This window comes from Clostridium sp. AM27-28 (assembly GCF_003480955.1).
Taxonomy (GTDB): Bacteria; Bacillota; Clostridia; order Lachnospirales; family Lachnospiraceae; genus Otoolea; species Otoolea fessa.
This window is the reverse complement of record NZ_QUJT01000006.1, coordinates 76,197-97,499: the sequence shown is the minus strand read 5'-3', so window position 1 is coordinate 97,499 and position 21,303 is coordinate 76,197. Positions and strand designations below refer to the sequence as shown.

Annotated in this window: 12 protein-coding genes; 2 read left to right on the top strand and 10 right to left on the bottom strand. The window is 50.8% G+C overall.

The features are described from left to right. The first annotated feature begins 357 nt into the window (after positions 1 to 357). A complete protein-coding gene (locus DW720_RS08235; RefSeq protein ID WP_118683898.1) occupies positions 358 to 1,143 on the top strand; it encodes a MerR family transcriptional regulator in 786 nt (261 codons plus the stop codon). Between the two features lie 234 nt (positions 1,144 to 1,377). Here DW720_RS08235 and addA read toward each other — a convergent pair whose 3' ends face one another. The 8 genes from addA to DW720_RS08190 form a co-directional block, all read right to left on the bottom strand. Further along, complete coding sequence (addA, locus tag DW720_RS08230; protein WP_118749507.1) at positions 1,378 to 5,205, bottom strand: helicase-exonuclease AddAB subunit AddA; 3,828 nt, start codon at positions 5,203 to 5,205, stop codon at positions 1,378 to 1,380. A 67-nt stretch (positions 5,206 to 5,272) separates the two neighbouring features. After that, positions 5,273 to 8,740: a helicase-exonuclease AddAB subunit AddB gene (gene addB, locus DW720_RS08225; RefSeq protein WP_118749506.1), complete on the bottom strand. Its 3,468-nt coding sequence runs from the start codon at positions 8,738 to 8,740 to the stop codon at positions 5,273 to 5,275. Between the two features lie 34 nt (positions 8,741 to 8,774). Beyond that, positions 8,775 to 10,277 (bottom strand): RNA polymerase factor sigma-54, encoded by a 1,503-nt coding sequence (gene rpoN, locus DW720_RS08220; RefSeq protein ID WP_118749505.1) that lies wholly within the window; start codon positions 10,275 to 10,277, stop codon positions 8,775 to 8,777. Between the two features lie 90 nt (positions 10,278 to 10,367). Then, the gene (locus tag DW720_RS08215; protein ID WP_022358993.1) at positions 10,368 to 10,706 is read right to left on the bottom strand and encodes a DUF1292 domain-containing protein; all 339 of its coding nucleotides are present in this window, start codon (positions 10,704 to 10,706) and stop codon (positions 10,368 to 10,370) included. A gap of 298 nt (positions 10,707 to 11,004) precedes the next feature. Further along, positions 11,005 to 11,538 (bottom strand): hypothetical protein, encoded by a 534-nt coding sequence (locus tag DW720_RS08205; RefSeq protein WP_117796368.1) that lies wholly within the window; start codon positions 11,536 to 11,538, stop codon positions 11,005 to 11,007. Positions 11,539 to 11,552: 14 nt separating this feature from the next. After that, entirely contained in the window at positions 11,553 to 12,134 is a 582-nt protein-coding gene (locus DW720_RS08200; RefSeq protein ID WP_118749504.1) for a cob(I)yrinic acid a,c-diamide adenosyltransferase, read from the bottom strand. Between the two features lie 264 nt (positions 12,135 to 12,398). Beyond that, positions 12,399 to 15,761 carry a TRAP transporter large permease subunit gene (locus tag DW720_RS08195; RefSeq protein ID WP_118749503.1) on the bottom strand — a complete coding sequence of 1,121 codons (3,363 nt, stop codon included), beginning with the start codon at positions 15,759 to 15,761 and terminating at the stop codon, positions 12,399 to 12,401. Beyond that, positions 15,762 to 16,250, bottom strand: a complete 489-nt coding sequence (locus DW720_RS08190; RefSeq protein ID WP_118468093.1) for a TRAP transporter small permease — start codon at positions 16,248 to 16,250, stop codon at positions 15,762 to 15,764. A 556-nt stretch (positions 16,251 to 16,806) separates the two neighbouring features. Between DW720_RS08190 and DW720_RS08185 the strand changes: the two genes are divergently transcribed. Then, positions 16,807 to 17,835, top strand: coding sequence for a 3-deoxy-7-phosphoheptulonate synthase (locus tag DW720_RS08185; RefSeq protein ID WP_117796364.1), 1,029 nt, complete (start codon positions 16,807 to 16,809; stop codon positions 17,833 to 17,835). 282 nt (positions 17,836 to 18,117) lie between these two features. Here DW720_RS08185 and DW720_RS08180 read toward each other — a convergent pair whose 3' ends face one another. Both DW720_RS08180 and pyk read right to left on the bottom strand, forming a co-directional pair. Further along, a complete protein-coding gene (locus tag DW720_RS08180) occupies positions 18,118 to 19,386 on the bottom strand; it encodes a diaminopimelate decarboxylase (RefSeq protein ID WP_118749502.1) in 1,269 nt (422 codons plus the stop codon). Positions 19,387 to 19,798: 412 nt separating this feature from the next. Further along, the gene (gene pyk, locus DW720_RS08175) at positions 19,799 to 21,253 is read right to left on the bottom strand and encodes a pyruvate kinase (RefSeq protein WP_279221245.1); all 1,455 of its coding nucleotides are present in this window, start codon (positions 21,251 to 21,253) and stop codon (positions 19,799 to 19,801) included. Between the last annotated feature and the right edge of the window lie 50 nt (positions 21,254 to 21,303).

The window sequence follows — 21,303 nt, the reverse complement described above, 5'->3', positions numbered from 1 at the left end:
TGTTTCTCCGGGCAGATGTTTGCAGATGAGCCATCAAATCTTTCTGTATATAAAATACTCATTCTCCCCAATGTCTGACGCTCCTGCCTGCCCGGATACTCCTTTTCAACGTGCATAGTATGACAAATTGTGTGGTGTTTTGCATCGGCGGAATACTTGACACGGCATCCCGCTTTCAATAAAATGATTATATACCGTACATTGATGTACGATACAATCCCTTTTTAGCTAATTTATATAATTTTTACTTATTTTTCATGTAATTATACACAACTATGAGTGTAAAAAATTGCACCAGAATCCTACATGACAAATATACATGATTGCACATCTTATGGATATCTAACAGGAGGTTTTATGACGCACGATAAAAAACGGCTGCTCTCGATCGGCGAGGCAGCCAAAGCGTTGGAAGTGACCCGGCGCATGATTTTAAATTATGAAGACAAGGGTCTTATTCTGCCGGATCAGAGAGACGGTATCAATGGAAACCGTTACTATACAGCAGACACCGTCTCGCGCATCCGGAGCATCCGCATTCTGCAGAATCTCGGTCTGTCGCTGGATGATATCTATGCCTATTATCACGGCACGACGGATCTGGAGCCGCTGATCACTCGTCTGGAAGATCTGCGTGACGAGATCAGCCGGAATATTGAGAAATTAAAAGAACATTCAAAAGGGCACAATGACTTTGAAATCCGACAGATAGAACTTCCCGCCCAGACCGTTTACTGCCAGGATCTGCATTCGACAGAACTTGAAGACAAGAAAGAGCAATTACGTGGCGTCTTCATCAAGGCGATCCGCCAATATGGTTCTGACACCACCCAGCATATGTTTTTCACCGAATACAACCTTTCGAATCCGGGCGATTTTACCTGCTGCATCGCCGTCCCGCCGGAAAGCCGGGGTGAACATCTCGTCACCCTGCCCCGCCAGAAAGCGCTCTGTATCTTTTATCACGGTGCCTATGAAGGTCTTCCTGTAATTGTGAAGCATCTTTGTGCGTATGCAAACAAATATCAGATTCCATTAAAGGGCACCGCCCGCCACCTCTATCTGGAGGGACCGCCCCAGCACAAAAATCCTGAGAATTTTCTGACGCAGGTAGCGGTTCTGATGGCGGATGATACCCTTTAACCAAAACTTATTTCTCTAATTTTATTATTTTAATTCCTCTGGGCGCAGCACGCATTGACCCACTCTATAAAATTATCGGCCGCGGCAGCCCGCATGGACATAAACAAAGCCCTGATCCGTATAATCCGTAAAACTCCGGTACTCCGTCAGATCCTCCTGCGCCGCATATCCCGGCGTATTGACTGGAAATACGATCGGCTCCGAACGTGCCTATCTGTATCCAGAATCACTGCCTTACACTTCAATCGCCCCAAACCGGAACGAATACAGGTAGCGCTCCGCCACCCTTTTTCCTGTCATCTGTTCTAGTGCGCGGGTATAGTAGCGCACCTGTGCCTCATAGCGGCGGATCAGAATGTCTGAATTTTCCACATAATCTGTCTTATAATCCACCAGAACCAGCTTGCCGTCCTCCTCAAAAAAGGCGTCGATGATACCCTGTATCAGAATCCGCTCATCCGAATCCCAGTCGCCCATTTCGCGCGCCGGAATACCGATGACGAACTGTTTTTCCCGGTACAGTTTCCCGGCTGCTGCCGCTCTCTGCATGCGTTTTCCCAATGAACTGGCTGTCAGTTTTGCCAGATCTGAGCCGCGCACCAACGCCGCCGCCTCGGCATCCATCCGCCCCTCAGCCGCCAGCTTCGCCGGAAATGCATTTAACTCCTGTCTCGACATTGCCCGCTCAAACGGCAAAAACTGCAACACACGGTGGTACGCTGTACCGCGCGTCGCGCCGCCTTTTTCTTCCTGCTCCTTCTCCATAAACACTGGCAGCGTCGGCAGAAATACCATCTCCTCCTCTTCTTCCTCCATGCCCTTTTTCTTGAGTTCAGAAACGGACATCTTGGTGTTGAGACTCAGATCGTCCAGGTATGGGTACTGGAAATGGTAGTTGCTGCTGATGATCGATTCTATTTGCCTGATATTTTCGAGCCGATTTTGCGTGTTTGGATGATTCTCGTCATTCGACAAATGGCTGTCCTCCCCCGCCAGCCACCGCAGCCACTCTCTCGATAACGTCTGGCGTATCTGCGTGCCGATCTCACGGTCGATCTGGTCGGAAAGCGTTTCCATCTGATATGAAATCCACGGATTTTTTTCCGGAATACTCATCAAAATCCAATCCAGATACGAGGAAGCCAGCGTCAGAATCGTATACGGAATCGCCCCGTGTTCGGCTGCCACTGCGCTCCACTTCGCAATCCGATCCTCCAATTTCCGGGAGGACGCCGTCAGAATCAGTTTTTCCTTCGCACGCGTCAGCGCCACGTAAAGAACACGCAGTTCCTCGCCCAGCGCCTCCAGTTCCATCCGGCGTTTCATCACATTTTTCTTGAGCGTCGGTCCCTTGATGCGCTTCTCGCTGTCCAGATAGTCGGTTCCGATTCCCAGATCCGCGTCGATCAGAAGTTTCCCCCGCGTATCCTGCTTGTTAAAATTTTTTCCCATTCCAGCCACAAACACGATCGGAAATTCCAGCCCCTTGCTCTTGTGGATGCTCATGATCCGCACCACCGTTCCCTCGGAATCCGCCACCGGCGCCTCGCCAAAATCTGTGTTATATTTTTTCAATTTTTCAATATACCGGATAAAATGGAACACGCCCCGGTAGCTCGTCGCCTCATAGGCTGCCGCTTTCTCCACCAGCATATCCAGATTGCCGCGCCGTCCCGCCCCGCCCGGAAGCGCCGATACATAGCGGTAATAGCCCGTTTTGTCGTAAATCCGGTAGAGGAGCTCGTGCATCGGCAGGTAAACAGCTTCCTGGCGGAATGTATCCAGAAGAGTAAAGAGTTTTTGGAGTTTTCGGCGCAGGTTATTCTTTTGAATTAATTTATTTTTTTGAAAACGAAACACATCCGCGATCGACGACTCGTCACTTTCGTCATTCGACTTCACCGGTCCATCCTCGTTCATATACTCCACAACCGCCCGGTAAAGCCCTGCATCCCGCGACCGGTCAACGCCCGCCTTATGTTCCGCCACAATCCACGCCATCTCCTCATCAGAAACGCCGCCAAACGGCGATTTGAGCACCGACGCCAGGGGAATGTCCTGCATCGGATTGTCGATGACTGCCAAAAGATTCAGCACCGTCTCGACTTCCAGCGTATTAAAATATCCCGTCCGAGACTCTGCGACCGCCGGAATCCCCTGCGTCGCCAGCACCTCGATAAATTCTTCCGCCCATCCGCTGACGCTTCGAAGCAGAATCACAATATCCCCGTACTGCGCCCGACGGTAAGCGCCAAGCTCCTTATCCCAGATCGTGATCCCCCGTTCTTTATCCGTCATCTCACGGATCTTTCCGGCGATCATGCGCGCTTCCAGCTCTCTGGCGGTGTAATCGGCTGCCTCATCATCTAACTCGGGGGATTCCGTCTCTTTCTGCGGCTGCGCCGACAAATCCACCAGCAATAGCTCCGTCTTTAACTCATCCAGGCCATCCCGCTCTTCAAAGGCTGCGCCCGGATGCAGTGCCGCATCTTCCGTATAGGATATATTTCCCAGCTTTTCCGTCATGATACGGTAAAAAATCGCATTGATCGATTCCAGTATGTGATCCCGGCTTCGAAAGTTCTGGTGAAGCTCGATCTTCTGGTGCGCGCTCTCCTCCGACGTGTATGTGCTGTATTTTTCCAGAAATAATTCCGGTCTCGCCAGGCGGAATTTATAGATACTCTGCTTGACATCGCCCACCATAAACACATTCGGGCGGTCAAAGCGTTCACCGCTGATGCACTGGATCAGCGTCTCCTGAACCAGGTTGCTGTCCTGGTACTCGTCCACCAGAATTTCGTCGTACTGCACGGCGAGCTCATCCGCGACTGTGCCTGGTACGCGCACTGTCCAGGCATTTTTCCCTTGCATCTGATCGGTTTCTTCTGCACTTGAAGTTTCCTCCACCTCGGAACATTCTGCTTCCGGTTCTGTCAGAATCTCCAGCGCAAAATGTTCCAGATCATGAAAATCCACCACATTTTTCTCTTTCTTCTTCGCCCTAAACCGCCGTCCAAATTCCTGCGCCAGCTCCAAAAGTTCCAAAATCCGCTCTTTTCCAGCTTCCATATCCGCAAGCATCTGCTCCGGGGATGCAAACAGATACTCTCCTTTTAACTTTTCAACTGCTTTTTTGACCCGGCTGCGGCAGTCGGAAACAAGCGCCTTTTTCTCCGGATCGACCTCCCCGTTTTTGCCGCGGATCGCCGCCAGACGCGAAAACGTAAATTGTTCCAATGCCTCCGAGATCGTTTCAAACGAACCAGCTGCCCCGCAGACTGCCTCCGCATGGCGCAGATCTTCCTCGATCATCGACAGGTACGGCATCGGTCCCCCCGTCTCCTGGCAGATCTCCCACGCCTCCCGAAGCTGTATTTTCCACTCCTGCGCCTGCAATGCAATATCACGCAAAAGGAACTGCATCCACTCCGTCTGCTCCAGCTCTCCCTGTTCGGTCAAGAGCAGCTCCTCACGGCATTTTTCATACCACGCATCCGGCCACGGGTTACTCTGGGCGAAATTGTAGACCTGCATCACATACTCGGCAATTCCATCGTCCGCCTTGCCCGTCGCATACGCGTCCACAAACTCCTCATACCGTTTCCCGCCGTCGCGGTAATAATCTTCCAGCAGCCCATCCATCACATCAGCGCGCATCAGAAGCATTTCGCCCTCATCGCCAACCCGGAATGCCGGATCGATGTCCAGCCGGTCAAAATGTTCCCGCATGATATGCAGGCAGAAGCTGTCGATCGTCGTGATCTGGGCAAACTGAACCAGAACTGCCTGCTGCTGGAGATGTTCATTTTCCGGCTCCGATTCCAGTTTTTTCTCAATCGCCGCCTGGATCCGCTCCCGCATCTCCGCCGCTGCCGCCCGGGTAAAAGTCATGACAAGCAGGCGGTCTATGTCCTTCGGGTTCTCCCCCTCCGTGATCATCCGGATAATCCGCTCAACCAGCACCGCGGTCTTGCCGCTTCCGGCCGCCGCCGACACCAGGAGGCTTTTCTCCCGCCCCTCAATTACCTGCTTCTGTTCCCTGGTCCAATTTACTGCCATTTCTCGCCCTTTCCTTTTTCATGACTGGTTCATTCTTTCATTCCCACAGTCACAGCCAAACACAAACTTACCGTTCCGTTTCCTTATCCTTTTCTTCCATCTTCCCCCAGATCTCCTCCGGGCTCAGCTTATCAAAACGCCGGAACTGGTAGCCGTCCGTTTTCAAATCAAATCCGCACACACTGTGGTACGGGCAATAATCGCACGCCGTTTTCTGGCCGTTTTTGTACGGCGACGCCGCAATGTTTCCATCCAGAATCTCCCGCCCCATATGCTTCATTTTCCGGTTCACATACGCGCCCAGCACACGGAATTTTTCTTCCCCTGCCGCCTGCGAACGCCGCTCAACGATCGCCTCATTTTTAATCGAAACCGGCACAACATCCGAATCCGCCGTCGCCTCCTCGCCCAGCCGGTTATCCAGATGTGCCAGTGCCTCCCGATCGCCGTTTACCAGCCCGTTCATCCGCAGTGCCTTCAAAATATCGGCATTCGTTTCCTCCTCCGACTCCACCGGCTTGCGCTCCACCATCGGATCCTCGATATGATAATAGAAAAGTCCCGCTGGAACCACCGTTTTATCCGGGTATTCCCGCCCGATCTTCTCCATCGCCGCATCCATGTAGACAACCAGCTGCAGCTGCAATCCATAATAAATATCCGTCAGGTCAAATTTCGTTTTTCCCGTCTTGTAATCAATGATCTTAAGGTACAGCCGGTCGCCATCCTCGCAGAGATCGATTCGGTCAATCCGCCCGCGCAGATGGATCGCCTCCTCGCTTGAAAGCGGAATCCGCATCGCTCTCAGGTGATCCATCGGTGAAAAACTGACCTCAAACCCGGCTGGCTCAAAATCACCTTTTTTTAGCTGTTCCGTCAGTGCCCAGATCGTCCGATCCGTGATCCGGTATACCTTCCGTTCCAGATACTGGTTCCGGTACGAGCTTCCCAGAATCGCATTGCCGTATTCCTCCGTGACCGACGCCACACACTCCGCCACCATTTTCTGGCGGTCTTCCTCCGAAATGCCGGAAAACAGACGATTTTCCTCTTTCATCCGCGTGAAATACATGTCGATCGCCGCATGGAACAGATTTCCGATATCCGACGGGGCAATCTCGTACATCTGCCGTTCCGACAATTCCAGCCCATACGAAAGAAAATGTGCATACGCACACGACGCATACAGCTCCATACGCGTCACACTGCCCCGCAGAATCGGGCTATAGAGCGCCCGCGCCGCCGCCTTCCCGATGCCCGTATCCTGATAGGTATAAAATGCAGCATCCGAGAGCGCCTGCATTTCATCCCGGTACGATTCTGACTGAATAAAGTATCGGTACAGCGATATAAACTGGTCATTTTCCCCGCTTTTTTCATCCTGCAGTCCCCGAAGCACCCAGCTCATGCCAAGCTCCGGCGACCAGAGCGCTTCCTTCTCTTCCTTCGGCTGTTCCAGACGTTTCTCCGGAAATAATTTAAGCAGCTGCAGCATCAGACTCGAAGGACGCATCGCTTTTCCCTCGGCAGAGGACGCCGCACACGACAGATAGAGATAGTCCGATGGCTTTGTCAGCGCCAGATAGAGATAAAATCGTTGCAAAAAGCTTTCCTCCCGCGCGGTCGGCGCCAATTCTACCTGCATTTCCCGCAGCGCCCGGCGATCCGCCTCCGAAAGGATCCCTCCGCGTCCCGAAACAGACGGCACTATCCCGTCATTGACTCCGGCAAAAAACAACACTTTTATATTGGAAAGACGGGTTCGCGTGATATCGCCGACCACGATCCGGTCCACGACCGCGGGGATCAGTCCTACCTTGATCTCCGCAAAACCGGCGTCCAGAATCTCTGCATACTCCCGCTGTCCCATGATCTCCTCGCCAAGAAGCGCCACAATCCGGTCAAACAGATCCATCACCAGCCCATACACCTGCCCGTACTCCTTGGCAAGACTCATATCGCCCACTTCTTCAAACTGCTGCGCCATCGCCGCCAGCTTCTGCTCCATCTCAAGTGCTTCGAGAAAATGGACCAGCGCCTCCGTCCGCTCGCGCACCGTTGCTTTGCGGTTGGAAAACACCTCCCGAAGCGGCAGAAATGGTGTGACAACCGCCTCACGGAACTGATTTAACTCATCCAGATTGATAAGCTCTGCCCCCCGGTACACGCGCTCCCATGTACTGTTCCACCGCTTAAACCCGCGGATTCCAAGCGCAATCACATAATTTTCCGCCTGATAGATCACTTCCGGTGAAAGCCCCGCAAGCGGCATCACCAGCCCTGTTTTCAGGAATCGAAACACCGATTCATAGGAAAAGCCCGATTGCAGCACCTCCAGCGCCGCCCGGATTAGTTCCACCATCGGGTTACTTAAAATATTTTTCTTATAATCAATAAAACACGGGATCTGATTCTTCTCAAACTGCCTCAGAATCTCCCGCGAATATGTCTCCAAGTCGCCGGTAATCACCGCGATCTCCCGGTAACGGATGCCCTCCGATGCCACCAAACGCCGGATTTCTCCGCATAAGAAAGAGATTTCCGCCTGCGGGGTTGCTGCTTCAATTAGACGCAGGCTTTCCCGACCGTGTTCAGCCGCAGCCCCGCTTTCGTTCCCGCTCCCAGAATGATACACCTTTCCTCTATATCGGAACAATTCATTTTCAATAAATCCCAGTTCCGGGCTGTCCTTAAATCTCCACATTGGTTTTTCTTTCAACAAAATATCCTCATCCCGGCTGCATCCGGCAGCTGCAGCACGGTCAATCAGACGGCAGACGGTATGACGGCTCATGTAAAAGAGCTTCTGCTGCACGCTCTCGCGGTACGGGTTGTCCTCCGGATCCATCGTGACCGTCACGATCACCTTCCGGCAGCACCGGAATAAGAGTTCCAGAAGCTCATACTGGATCGGCGTAAAGCCTGTATAGCCATCCAGCGTCACAACGCTGTCGCGGATGAGCTGTGACTGCGGCAGCACCCGGCAGAGAAGGCTTAAAATTTCTTCTTTTACGATCACTTTTTCCTCGGTATACGCCTGGAATGCCCGGTATAAAACCTGCATATCCAGAAGCTTCTGGCGCAGCAACGGGCTTTTCGTCTCCCCGATCAGCGTCTCCAGCTTTTCCTCCGTGATGCCGTACTGGAAAAACTCAGACAGCATCGATTTGATCTCGCTGATAAAGCCCGCCTTGTCCAGATGCCCTCCAAACAGGTGCAGATTTCCCCGGACGCCCGATGAGACGCGCCGCAGAACCATCGATTTTCCCATATCATCCAGCACCGCCAGATTTTCAATCGCTAGTTCCTCAAACACCCGGTATGCCAGACGCTCAAAACTGACAATATCGATATTCATCACGCCATGGTTCGGATGCAGCATCACGATCTCTTTCTGCGTCTGCATCGTAAACTGTTCCGGCACCAGAGCAAAAAAACGTCCGTCCGGCTCTTCCATCGACTGACGGATCAGATTTTCATACAATGTCCGTGTCTTTCCCGAACCGGAACCACCGATTATAAATTGCAATGACATAGTTTTCCCTCTGTCTTTCTGTCTATGTTTTCTGTCAGATACCAAAGCACTTCCGCCCGGATGCATCCCGGATTCCCATTTCTTCCCGGTATTTCGCCACGGTCCGCCGCGACAGCGTGATCCCCGCTTCCGCCAGTTTTTCTGACAACACGCGGTCGCTGAACGGCTTTCTCGGATTTTCCGTTTTGATCAGATGGCGGATTGCCTCCCGCGGATCTTTGCCTGTTTCCATCCGATTCACCACTTCTGCCTGAACCGCCGTTTCTTCCTGATTCGCCGCCTCTTCCCGATCTGCCATTCTTCCCTTATCCGTCATCCCGAATCCCCCCGCAGCCATGTGTCTTGAAAAGAAATATGACAGCGGAAAGATCCCCCAGCGGCATTGCAGATATTTTTCACGCACTGTCCGGCTCAGCGTCGGCTCGCTGACCCCCAGCGATTTAGCCGCCTGTTTCTGCGTCCACGGAGCCAGTTTTCCACTTCCTTTTGCAAAAAACTCCCCCTGTACGCACAAAATCTCTTCTGCCAGCCGCGACAATGTCTGATTGCGCTGCCCAATGCACTGGCAGACCCATTCAGCCTGTCGGATTTTTCCCTCGATGTAGTCCTTCGCCTCCGTCTCGGTATCTTTCTGCTTCATCAATGACAGATAATACGGATTGATGGCAATCTGCGGCAGTGTCTCATCGGAAAGCTGCATTTCAAATCCGTGTTCCGTCTGTGAGATAATTATATCTGGTACAATATATTTATCATAGCTCTCATCCCCATATCCGCTTCCCGGTTTGGGATTCAGCTCCCGGATCCGCGCTGCTGCCAGAAGCACTTCCTCCAGCTTGCAGGAGCATGCACGGGCAAGCTGCTTCATCTGGTTTTTTCCCAGCAGATCCAGATGGTTGGAAATGATGCGTGCCGCCAACATTTCGGTTCGCATCGTTCCATTCTGAACAATATCAATCACCGCGCCGCCGTCTTCTGCCAGGTAAGACAGCTGCATCAACAGACACTCCTTCAGCGACCGTGCCCCGATCCCACACGGTTCCAGCCTGCCAAAATTTTTCCAGATCCGTTCTCCTTCTGTCTCCTCAATTCCCAGCCCAGCGCAGAGTTCTCCAAAATTCACGCTGAGATATCCGCTTGCATCCAGATTTTTGATCATATAGCGGAATATTTTTTCTTCTCTTTTCGTCAGATGCAGCATACACGCCTGTTCCAGAAGTGATTCCAAAAGCCCCTCCTGACTTCGTCCCGGCTCTAATCGCCCCGCCTCTTCTTCCTCATCCTGATAATAGGTCTGGTTCTGGCGGTCAAGGCTGGCAAGTTCTTCAAGTCTGCGGATTTTCTCGTTCAGCTCTCCATTTTCTTCCAGCCGTCCGTTCTCCGGCTCCCGCTCTTCCAGATCCACCACTGGATTTTCCAGCGCCATCTCTTCTATGTACTCTTTCAGCTCTATCTGCCCCATCTGAAGAATATTTGCGGATTGTATCATTTTCTGGGACAAGGTCTGTTTGAGCTTTAACTCCTGTTTCAGTTCCATCGTACCACCCCTGAAAAGATGTAAAACGCCCAGATGCCTCGCCGTTTCTGCCTGCGAAGTACCTGGGCGTCCTGTCTTTTGCCTGCCTAATTACTGATCCAGCTCGTCCTCGCCGACCAGCTCATCATATTCCTGCTCGTCCAGAAGCTCGTCAAACGCATCTGCCACGATCTCATACTCATCGTCGTCCTCGATATTTTCCAGGTTCGGCTGTCCGTTCTCATCCTCGCTGTAACGGTACAGATATACCTCTCCGTCCTCTGCCTCGATGTCATCCATCGGAAGAAGGGCAATATAATCCTTGCCGCCTGCCGGGAAAATCGTCAGAACAACACACTCAATCTCTCTGCCGTCATCCAATGTCAGAGTCACTGTCATCTCCTCGCCGTTGTCGATCTCTTCCTGCGTCATATTCTTATTATCTGCCATATTTTACCTCTTTCTTTTCTATGCCTTTTCTACGTCCCACAAGATCCGTTGGCGGAATCCTGTCCTGACTCCACTGTATCAGAGTATTCTGTAAAAATCAAGACTTGACTTCCTCATTGTCCTCTTCATCTGCCGCCTCGTTACTGTTCACGCATACGTGCCCAGTAACGGAATTTGCCGTGGCTTCGCATTTAAATACGGCAAATTCCTGCTGCCGCCACGTTTTCTTACGGCACTTTCGGTTCCAAAAGTGCCTACCCGTGTACAGTATCGCCGCTTCATTCCGATACGCCGCCATCTATTCCAGCCCCTCATCCGGCACCTGTACGCGCATTCCACGTGCAAATGCCCGGTTTAAGCGGATTGTGTGCCGTGCCAGCGGGTTAAACAGCATATAGATGCAGAATACCGCCTCGATAAATTCGATTGCCGCCGCCATCACCAGCATAAAAACCAGCGGAAATGGCAGCCACCAGCTCATCTGAAGCAGCGATACGCCGCCCCACACGATACTCGCCCCACGCCCGATCAGCATCAACACCGTAAGCACCGGGCTCTCCCGCAGCATAAGCATATACCAGCCATAAAAAATAAACGGTCCCAAAAGCGTCATGACCGCATTTGTTTTCTCCATTCCATAGACAAATGTCATAATCAGATAAAACAGGCAGTACAGAACCCGCACCCCCGTCAGAATCCGTACCATCCAGTGCAATGCCTCATTCTGCTCCCCGTAACCCGGAAGTGTTTTTTCCATCTGTTTTCCCCACATTGCCCATTCCCGCTGCACTGCAGCGTACTCCGGACGATGCTTTCTCTTTATAAATCCCATTCAGAGTCCCCTCTCTAATATTCAATTCCCCGCCGCGCCAGGATTTTCCGGTCAAACGGATGCTTGATTTTTTTCATCTCTGTCACGTAATCAGCCCGCAAAAGCAGCTCCTCCGGCGGTTTCCGCCCCGTCATCACAACCTCCAGCCCCGCTGGTCTGTGATCCAGAAAATCCACTATATCCGTCAGCTCCAAAAGTCCCGAAGAAAGAGAAGCGCAGACCTCGTCCAACACCAGCAGAACATCGCAGGTTTCACAGAAGTTATTCTCCTCCAGTGCTTTCGAACCGTTCTCTTCTGCTTCCCCACACCGCTTCACTGCCTCACGGCACGCCGTCTCAAACATACTTTTATAATAATCCGCTGCCTCCTGCTTCACCTCATCGGTCATTTTCCACGTGAATCCAAATGTTTTTTCACAGGGAATCAACGTCACCTCCGGGAGCCGCTTTAAAATCTCCACCTCCCCAGACTGGTCCGTTTTTAAAAAGCGGGCAGCAACTACCTGTTTTCCCGTTCCTGCCGCCCGGACCGCCAAACCGATCGCCGCCGTCGTCTTTCCTTTTCCGTCGCCGCAGTACAGATGTACACATCCCATATATTTTTCCTTTTCTTTCTTTTTATCTCGCTTTTCAGCGCACCGATACCAACTATCTTATCATATCAAACTGCCAACCACAATATTTGCCCGATTGAAAATTTACATTGAAATATTCGGCAGTTACTGTTCACGCATACGTGCCCAGTAACGGAAATTTCCCCCATATACGGAATCTGGCGGTCTGATCCTCTAAGGACCAGAACCGCCAGAAAACCAAAATCAACAATTCAATTTTTACCAAACTTCAAACTTCTAATTTTTCTATTTGAATGCCGCAACCAGCTCTTCCGCATCCTTATAACCCTGTTTTTTCAGTTCCCCGATATACCACTCGGTTACCGGTTCTACAATCGCCTTGAAAGAATCGATATCCAGATCCTCATACGGGATGACCTCGACACCATTCTTGGACTGCCATCTGGAGAGGATCTCATCGTCGCCTGCACGGTTGATCTCGCGCTCGTACTGAACGGCAAGTTTGCCGCACTCATCGACTACCTCCTGCTGCTCCGGTGTCAGGCTGTCGTAAATATCCTGGTTGATGCAGAAGAACAGGCAGTCATAGTTTGCATTCCACATGGAAACGTATTTCTGTACTTCCTGTACGCTTGCCGCATCAATCGCCGGAAGCGGGTTCTCCTGACCGTCTACCGTACCCTGCTGCAATGCCGTGTAAGTCTCGGACCAGTTCATGTTGGTCGCATCTGCGCCCCACAGCTCGTAGCACTTCATCAGAAGGTTTGAACCAGCCACACGCACTTTCAGGTTCTTCATATCTTCCACGGAATGAACCGGGCGCACGCCGTTCGTGAGCTGACGGAAACCATTTTCCGCCATACCCATACAATGCAGGTCATAGGAAGAAAGAATCTCATCCATCTTCTGGCCTGCCTCGCCGTCCAGCTTCGCGTCGGCGTCCTCCACTGAATCAAACAGATACGGCAGCGATACCACGTTGAAACGCGGGTCAAATGCCGAATAAATCAGGTTGCTGTGCATCGAAATCTGCACCGGATCTCCGTTCATCAGCGCCTGGATGCCCTCGGACTGGTTTCCACCAGTCAGCTGATCCGCTGCGTAAACATCTACTTTGACCTTGCCGCCCGTTGCCTGATCCATGAGCTCGCCAAACTTGCGTCCTGCCTGTGCCCAGGTACTGGTTTCTGTCGTGGAACACGTAAAGTTCCAGGTCATTTCCGGCCAGTTCAGGTCACTGTGATCTTCCACCTGATAGGTCGAAGAATTTTCAATGCCCGCCGTCTTAACTGCACTAGCCGCATTTTCAGTAAAGGTGTTTACCAGATCCTCTGCATCATCAAAGCCCTGGGTTTTCAGTTCTCCGATAAACCATTCCGTTACCGGCTCAGCTGCTTTCTTAAAGGATTCGATGTCGAGATCCTCATATTTCAGCACCTCCACACCGTTCTTAGTCTGCCAGCGATCCAGAATCTCCTCATCGCCTGCACGGTTGATCTCACGCTCGTAAGCAACTGCCTTACGGCCTGCCTCATCAACAACCGCCTGCTGCTCCGGTGTCAGGCTGCCATACAGCTTCTGATTGATGCAGAAGAACAGGCAGTCATAGTTTGCGTTCCACAGGGAAACATATTTCTGTACTTCCTGTACACTCGCCGCATCAATCGCCGGAAGCGGGTTCTCCTGCCCGTCTACCGTGCCCTGCTGCAGCGCCGTATACGTCTCGGACCAGTTCATATTGGTCGCATCTGCGCCCCACAGCTCATAGCACTTCATCAGAAGGTTCGAACCAGCCACACGCAGCTTCAGGTTCTTCATATCTTCCACGGAACGAACCGGATGTTCGCTGTTGGTCAGCTGACGGAAACCATTCTCCGCCATCCCCATACAATGCAGGCCATAGCTTTCCAGGATCTCAACCAGCTTGTCGCCCGCCGGACCATCTAAGACTGCATCCGCTGTCTCAACAGAATCAAACAGATACGGCAGTGATACCACATTGAACCGCGGGTCAAATGCCGAATAAATCAGGTTGCTGTGCATCGAAATCTGCACCGGATCGCCGTTCATCAGTGCCTGGATGCCCTCAGACTGGTTTCCACCTGTCAGCTGATCGGCTGCGTAAACATCTACTTTGACCTTGCCGCCGGTCGCCTGCTCCATGAGCTCGCCAAACTTGCGTCCCGCCTGTGCCCAGGTGCTTGTCTCGGTTGTGGAACACGTAAAGTTCCAGGTCATATCCGCCCAATCCAGATCGCTGTAATCGCCGATCGTGTTGAAATCGTCATTGTCTGTCTGGGTGGTTCCGCTGTCGCCTCCGGCTGTCTCGCCATTTTCAATGGCTGCCGCACTTCCCAGTGCCGCCGGCAGACAGGTCGAAATCTGCGGAATATAAGTAATTATCAGTAAAACAACAATGGAAGCGGCTACCATCGGAACGACTGCCCTGGAAATCTCCTGCAGCGTTACGCGGATACCGTCTCTTAATTTGATGCCGATCGCGACAAACAGGTTGACACCGACCGGAGGTGTTACCTGACCAATTGCCAGGTTGACCGTTGCCATGATACCAAATGCGATCACGTTGTAGCCCAGTGCCTTGCAGACCGGCAGCATGATCGGGATGAAAATGTACATCGCAGAATTTGCATCAATAAAGCAGCCCGCGATCAGGAAAATAATGTTACAAATCAGCAAGAAAGTAAACTGGTTGCCTGCCACTCTTGCTAACAGTTCGGAAGCAGCCGTCGAAATACCGAAACGGGTGCAGACAAAGGAGAACAGCGACGCACACGCTACGATCAGCATGATGCCGCCGGTGGTCTTTGCCGAATCAATCAGAATTTCCCACAGGTCTTTAAATTTTACTTCCTTATAAATAATCATACCGACAAACAGACCGTACACAACGGATACGGCTGCCGCCTCGGTCGGTGTAAAGATGCCTCCGTAGATACCGCCCAGAATGATGACCGGCATCAAAAATCCCCAGAATGCATCCTTAAATGCGTTCCAGCGCTCTTTTGCGGATGCTTTCTCTACGGTGGACGGCACGACATGATTGCGGCGTACCTCCAGCATAACGACAACTACCAGAGCCAGACCCATCAGGATACCCGGGATGATGCCTGCCATAAACATATCTCCGATGGAAACACCTGTGATCGACGCGTATACGACAAACGCGATACTCGGCGGGATGACGATCGCGATGGAACTGGAAGTTGCCATCAATGCCGTCGAGAAGGCTGCGGAGAAACCGCCCCGCTCTACCATCGCCGGAATCAGGACCGCACCCAGGGCCGCTACCGTCGCCGGACCGGAACCGGAGATCGCGCCGAAGAAGCAGGCTACGATGATACACACATTCGCAATGCCGCCTTTTCTGTGACCGACACATGTGTCAACGAAACGGATCAGGCGCGTGGAAATCCCCGCCTTCGCCATGATATTTCCGGATAATACGAAAAACGGAATCGCCAGCAGCAGGAATTTACTGATGCCGGAGTAAATATTCGTCGCGACAATCGTTAAAGAAGTACCGGAATACAGGATCGCCGCTGCGGAAGAAAGTCCCAGACAGACGGAGATCGGCACATTCAGCACCAATAATACGAAAAAGGTAATAAAAAGAACTGCGCTAACCATTTATTTGTCCTCCTTTTTCGTACACTCATCGAGACAGAACTCGATAAAATGAAGAATCATGCACGCCGAACCGATCGGTACAAAGGACCAGAAGATCCACTCCGGCCAGTTCAGCACAAAGGTACGTTTCTGGTTCGCAAGCTGCGCCAGTACCTTGTCCATGCCATAGTAAAATAAGATTCCCATAAAGAGAACCGAAAAGATCGTAATCAGAATCACGACCGGCTTCTTTGCTGATTTAGGCAGACGCTCTGTTACCAGATTTAAGCCTACCAATCCGCCCTCACGCGCAGACAGCGCCGCGCCAAGCAGCGTAATTAATACGAAAATGGCAACAACCAGCTCCTCTGTAAAGGACCAGGACTGGTGAATCACCTTACGGGAAAATACATTTCCCACCGTCAGTACAAGGATCAGGAGCATCGTGACTACCAGCACGGTTTTCTCAACCATCGCCACAATATCCATCAGCTTTTTATATCCTTTCATACTGCGCTCTCCTCCTAAAATAAGTATCTCATTTTTCCACATTTCTGTCGGCTGTACGCATTCATCTGAACGTTTTTGTGTCATAGGACGCAATTTCCTAAGGCATAAAAAAACGCCCCCAGATAATAGGGACGAATGAAGTGCCAGATTTCTGCTAAATGTTCTGTTTTTCTCGGAAAACACGCAAACATATGCAGCACCAAACAAACAAACAAACAAACGCTGCTCCCGCTTGTGCGGGATTCGTACAAAAACAGTGACCGCCGCGCCCTTGCTCTCAGTCAATCGAGGCATGAACGGTTCCGTTTTCATATGGAACTATATCAAACTAAAATTAAATATTGCTGATATGGAATATATTCTACACTTTTTTAATACATACGTCAACCATTTTTATAGACTACGGTCTGTTTTATAAAAGCCACATAAAAATAGCATAAAAGAAATAAAATTCTTTTCCCTCAACCTATTGATGATTTGATTTTTCTATACTATAATAAACATTATACGCTTTAAAGTGTGAAAATCTTTTAGACAATACAGGAGGATAAAACTCATGGGATTTGAATATGTCAGCAAGCTGCCGACCCCGGACGAGATTCGTGCACAGTTTCCACTGGCACCGGAGCTGGCCGCAGAAAAAGCTCGAAAGGACGCTGCTATCCGTGACGTCTTTACAGGCGACAGCGACAAGTTTCTTGTCATCATTGGTCCGTGCTCTGCTGACCGGGAAGATGCGGTTATTGATTATGTAAACCGTCTTGCCAAGGTACAGGAGAAAGTGAAGGACAAACTGATTCTGGTTCCTAGAATCTACACCAACAAACCTAGAACAACCGGTGACGGCTATAAGGGACTTTTACACCAGCCAAATCCGGAAGGTAAGCCAAACTTATACCAGGGTCTGATCGCGATTCGCAAACTTCACATGCGTGTGATCGAAGAAACCGGCTTCTCGACCGCAGACGAGATGCTATACCCGGAGAACCTGACCTACCTTTCCGACGTTATGTCCTATGTTGCAGTCGGCGCGCGTTCCGTTGAGAACCAGCAGCACCGCCTCGTTGCCAGCGGCATCGACGTACCGGTCGGCATGAAGAATCCGACCAGCGGCGCACTCTCCGTCATGCTGAACGCCGTACACGCAGCACAGCACGGTCATGAGTTCATCTACCGCAGCTGGGAAGTAAAGACACAGGGCAACCCGCTGACCCACACCATCCTGCGTGGTGCTGTCAACAAGCATGACCAGTGCCTGCCGAACTACCACTACGAAGACCTGAAGCTGCTCTTAGACCTCTACAACGAGCGTGATCTGAAGAATCCGGCCTGCATCATCGATGCAAACCACTCCAACTCCAACAAAAAATACATGGAGCAGATCCGTATCGTCAAGGAAGTACTCCACAGCCGTCGTCACTCCGACGATATCCGTAACTTCGTCAAAGGCGTCATGATCGAAAGCTACATCGAACCAGGCAGCCAGAAAGTTGGCGAACACATCTACGGAAAATCCATTACCGACCCGTGTCTGGGATGGGATGATTCCGAGCGTCTGCTGTATGAAATGGCTGAAGGATTATAAAAAATAGGTATCTGTACTGAACAGTTACAAAATTAGAAATATGCAGAAAAAAAGTCCGGTGGAAAAGCTCCGCCGGACTTTTTTTCGTTAGGAATTCGGATTTCAAAAAGGTTAAAGGATTAAATCTTTTGTATCATGCATTTATTATGGTTATAGTATATCATGCCTCTCTCCAAAATGTTTGTATTCTCTTTAAATAAATTATGAAGAAATTCTTAAGATTCACCATTTCGATGCAATAAAAATCGTCTTTCCTGCATTATATTAATTTAACGTTCTTTTTTACTGCATATCCTTAAACAGATCACAAAAATCAAAGGTCGCAAAATAATCCTTCGGTGTCTCTGCCCGGCGGATCATCTCCACGGAACCATCCTCTTTCAGGAGCAGTTCAGCCGAACGCAGCTTTCCGTTGTAATTGTAGCCCATCGAAAAACCATGTGCGCCGGTATCATGGATGACAAGGATATCGCCCATATCGATCTTCGGAAGCATCCGGTCAATCGCAAATTTATCATTGTTCTCGCACAGGGAACCGGTTACATCGTATTTGTGGTCACACGGCTCGTTCTCTTTTCCCATGACCGTGATGTGATGGTATGCGCCGTACATCGCCGGGCGCATCAGGTTGACTGCACACGCGTCCACACCAATATACTCTTTATAGGTGTGTTTCTCATGGATTGCCGTTGTCACAAGGCAGCCATACGGCGCCAGCATGAAACGTCCCATCTCTGTATAAAGCGCTACATCGCCCATGCCAGCCGGAACCAGAACTTCCTCATAAACCTTGCGGACGCCCTCGCCGATTGCAAAGATATCGTTCGGCTCCTGATCCGGGCGGTAAGGAATGCCAACGCCGCCAGACAGGTTGATAAATTTAATATCTGCGCCGGTCTCTTCTTTCAGCTTGACCGCCACCTCAAATAATACCTTCGCAAGCATCGGATAATACTCATTTGTAACCGTATTGCTTGCAAGGAAGGCATGGATACCGAAATGTTTCGCACCTTTTGCTTTCAACACCTTGAATGCCTCAAATAACTGCTCGGTTGTCATACCGTATTTCGCATCGCCTGGGTTGTCCATGATATCATTGCTGATCTTGAACAGTCCGCCCGGATTGTAACGGCAGCTGATCGTCTCCGGAATATAACCGATCGTCTTCTCCAGGAAATCAATGTGCGTAAAATCATCAAGGTTGATGATCGCGCCCAGCTCGGCAGCCATCTTGAATTCCTCCGGCGGTGTATCGTTGGAGGAGAACATGATCTTCTCGCCATCGTACTTCATCGCCTTTGCCATCATAAGCTCTGTCAGCGAAGAGCAGTCCACGCCGCATCCAAGTTTCTTTAAAATATCAATTACAAATGGGTTCGGTGTTGCCTTTACAGCAAAATACTCTCTGAATCCCTTGTTCCAGGAAAATGCACGCATCAGGCGCTCGCCATTCTCGCGGATTCCCTTTTCATCATACAGGTGGAACGGTGTCGGGTATGTTTTCTTGATCTCCTCCAGCTGCTCCCGTGTTACAAATGGTTTCTTCTCCACTTTTACATCCTCCGAACTAAAATCTACATATAAAACTAAAAAGTCTGGACTACCGGGAACATACACTACTCCCGGCACGCCCAGACTCCTTTGTCCTGCTACTATTTATACACCAAAAACCGTGTTTTATCAACTGATTTCCAAAAAAACGTCCACAATTGGACGGTATTTTGTTACTGTTCACGGGTAGGCACTTTTGGAACCGAAAGTGCCGTAAGAAAACGTGGTGGCAGCAGGAATTTGCCGTATTTAAATGCGAAGCCACGGCAAATTCCGTTACTGGGCACGTATGCGTGAACAGTAACGGTATTTTTTCTCGTTTTCTCCGCCTGGGCACAAACTCCGGACAAATTGAATCATTTTCCAGATACATCTATGAACCGGGCACAGATTCAGGCGCAGAATCCAGTTTCTACTCTACCACAATTACACGCATGATATTCGTATCGGCTACCGGTTCATGGCGGTTGGCACGTGTCACCACACCCGCGGTTGCAACCACAATTTCACCCTCTTTGACGATACCTTTCTCTTTCAGCAGTTCCACCGATGCAAATAAGAGTGCATCCGTCGATTCGGCGCGTTTTGCATGGAACGGCTTAACACCCCAGTAGAGCTGCATCTGGCGGACAGCCGTCATGCTCGGGGAAAGACCTGCGATCAATGCTTTCGGACGCCATTTCGAAAGCATTCTCGTCGTAAATCCGCTGACACTCGGCGCCACAATGACCGGCGCTTCCAGATCGGAGGCGGTCGCTACGGACGAATAACATACCGTATTAGATATATTTCGAAGATTTTCCGCCGATACCTTTCTTCTCTGGTAGAACATATAATCCAGATATTTCTCCGACTCCTCGGCGATCTGGCTCATCATGCGGACTGCCTCGATCGGGTAACTTCCCATCGCCGTCTCGCCGGACAGCATAACCGCATCGGTTCCCTCGTACACTGCATTCGCCACATCCGATACCTCGGCACGCGTCGGACGCGGGTTGCGGATCATTGAATCAAGCATCTGGGTCGCCGTGATAACAACCTTGCACGCTAAGTTACACTTGCGGATGATCATCTTCTGAATGTGCGGAACCTTCTCTGCCGGTATCTCCACGCCCATATCGCCCCGGGCTACCATGATGCCGTCGCTCGCCTCAATGATGGAATCAATATTTTCAATTCCTTCTTCATTCTCGATTTTCGCGATAATCTGCATAGCAGAACCTTTTTCATCCAGAATCGCCCGGATCTCGCGGATCGCATCGGCATTGCGGACGAACGAAGCCGCCACAAAATCAAAGCCTGCATCCACGCCGAAACGAATGTCTTCCTTATCTTTATCGGTCAGCGCCGGAAGCTTGACCCGTACTCCCGGTACATTGACGCCCTTCTTCTCGCCCAGCTCGCCGCCATTTTCAATCCGGCAGACGATGTCTGTTCCATTGACCTCCCGCACGTGCAGCTCAATCAGGCCATCATCGATCAAAATGCGGTCGCCCGGCTTTACATCCTCCGCCAGCCCCGCATAGTTGATGTAGCCGCGTGTCTCATCCCCCACGATCTCCTCGGTCGTCAGCGTATACAGATCGCCCTCTTTCAGCGTCACTTTCTTTCCATCTTTTAATTTGCCGGTACGGATTTCCGGTCCCTTGGTATCCAGAAGCGATGCGATCGGAATCCCCAGCTCCTCGCGCACACTTTCCAGAATCTCCAAACGATGTTTATGCTCCGCATGATCGCCATGCGAAAAGTTAAAACGTGCGACATCCATGCCATTTAACGCCAACTCCTTCATAATCTCCCGGTTATCGGTGTTTGGTCCCATTGTGCAGACAATCTTTGTCTTTTTCATGCCGTTATTCCTCCTCATATTCTGTCATTTTTTTAAGAATTTTCCCATCAGCGAATCATTTATAGCCT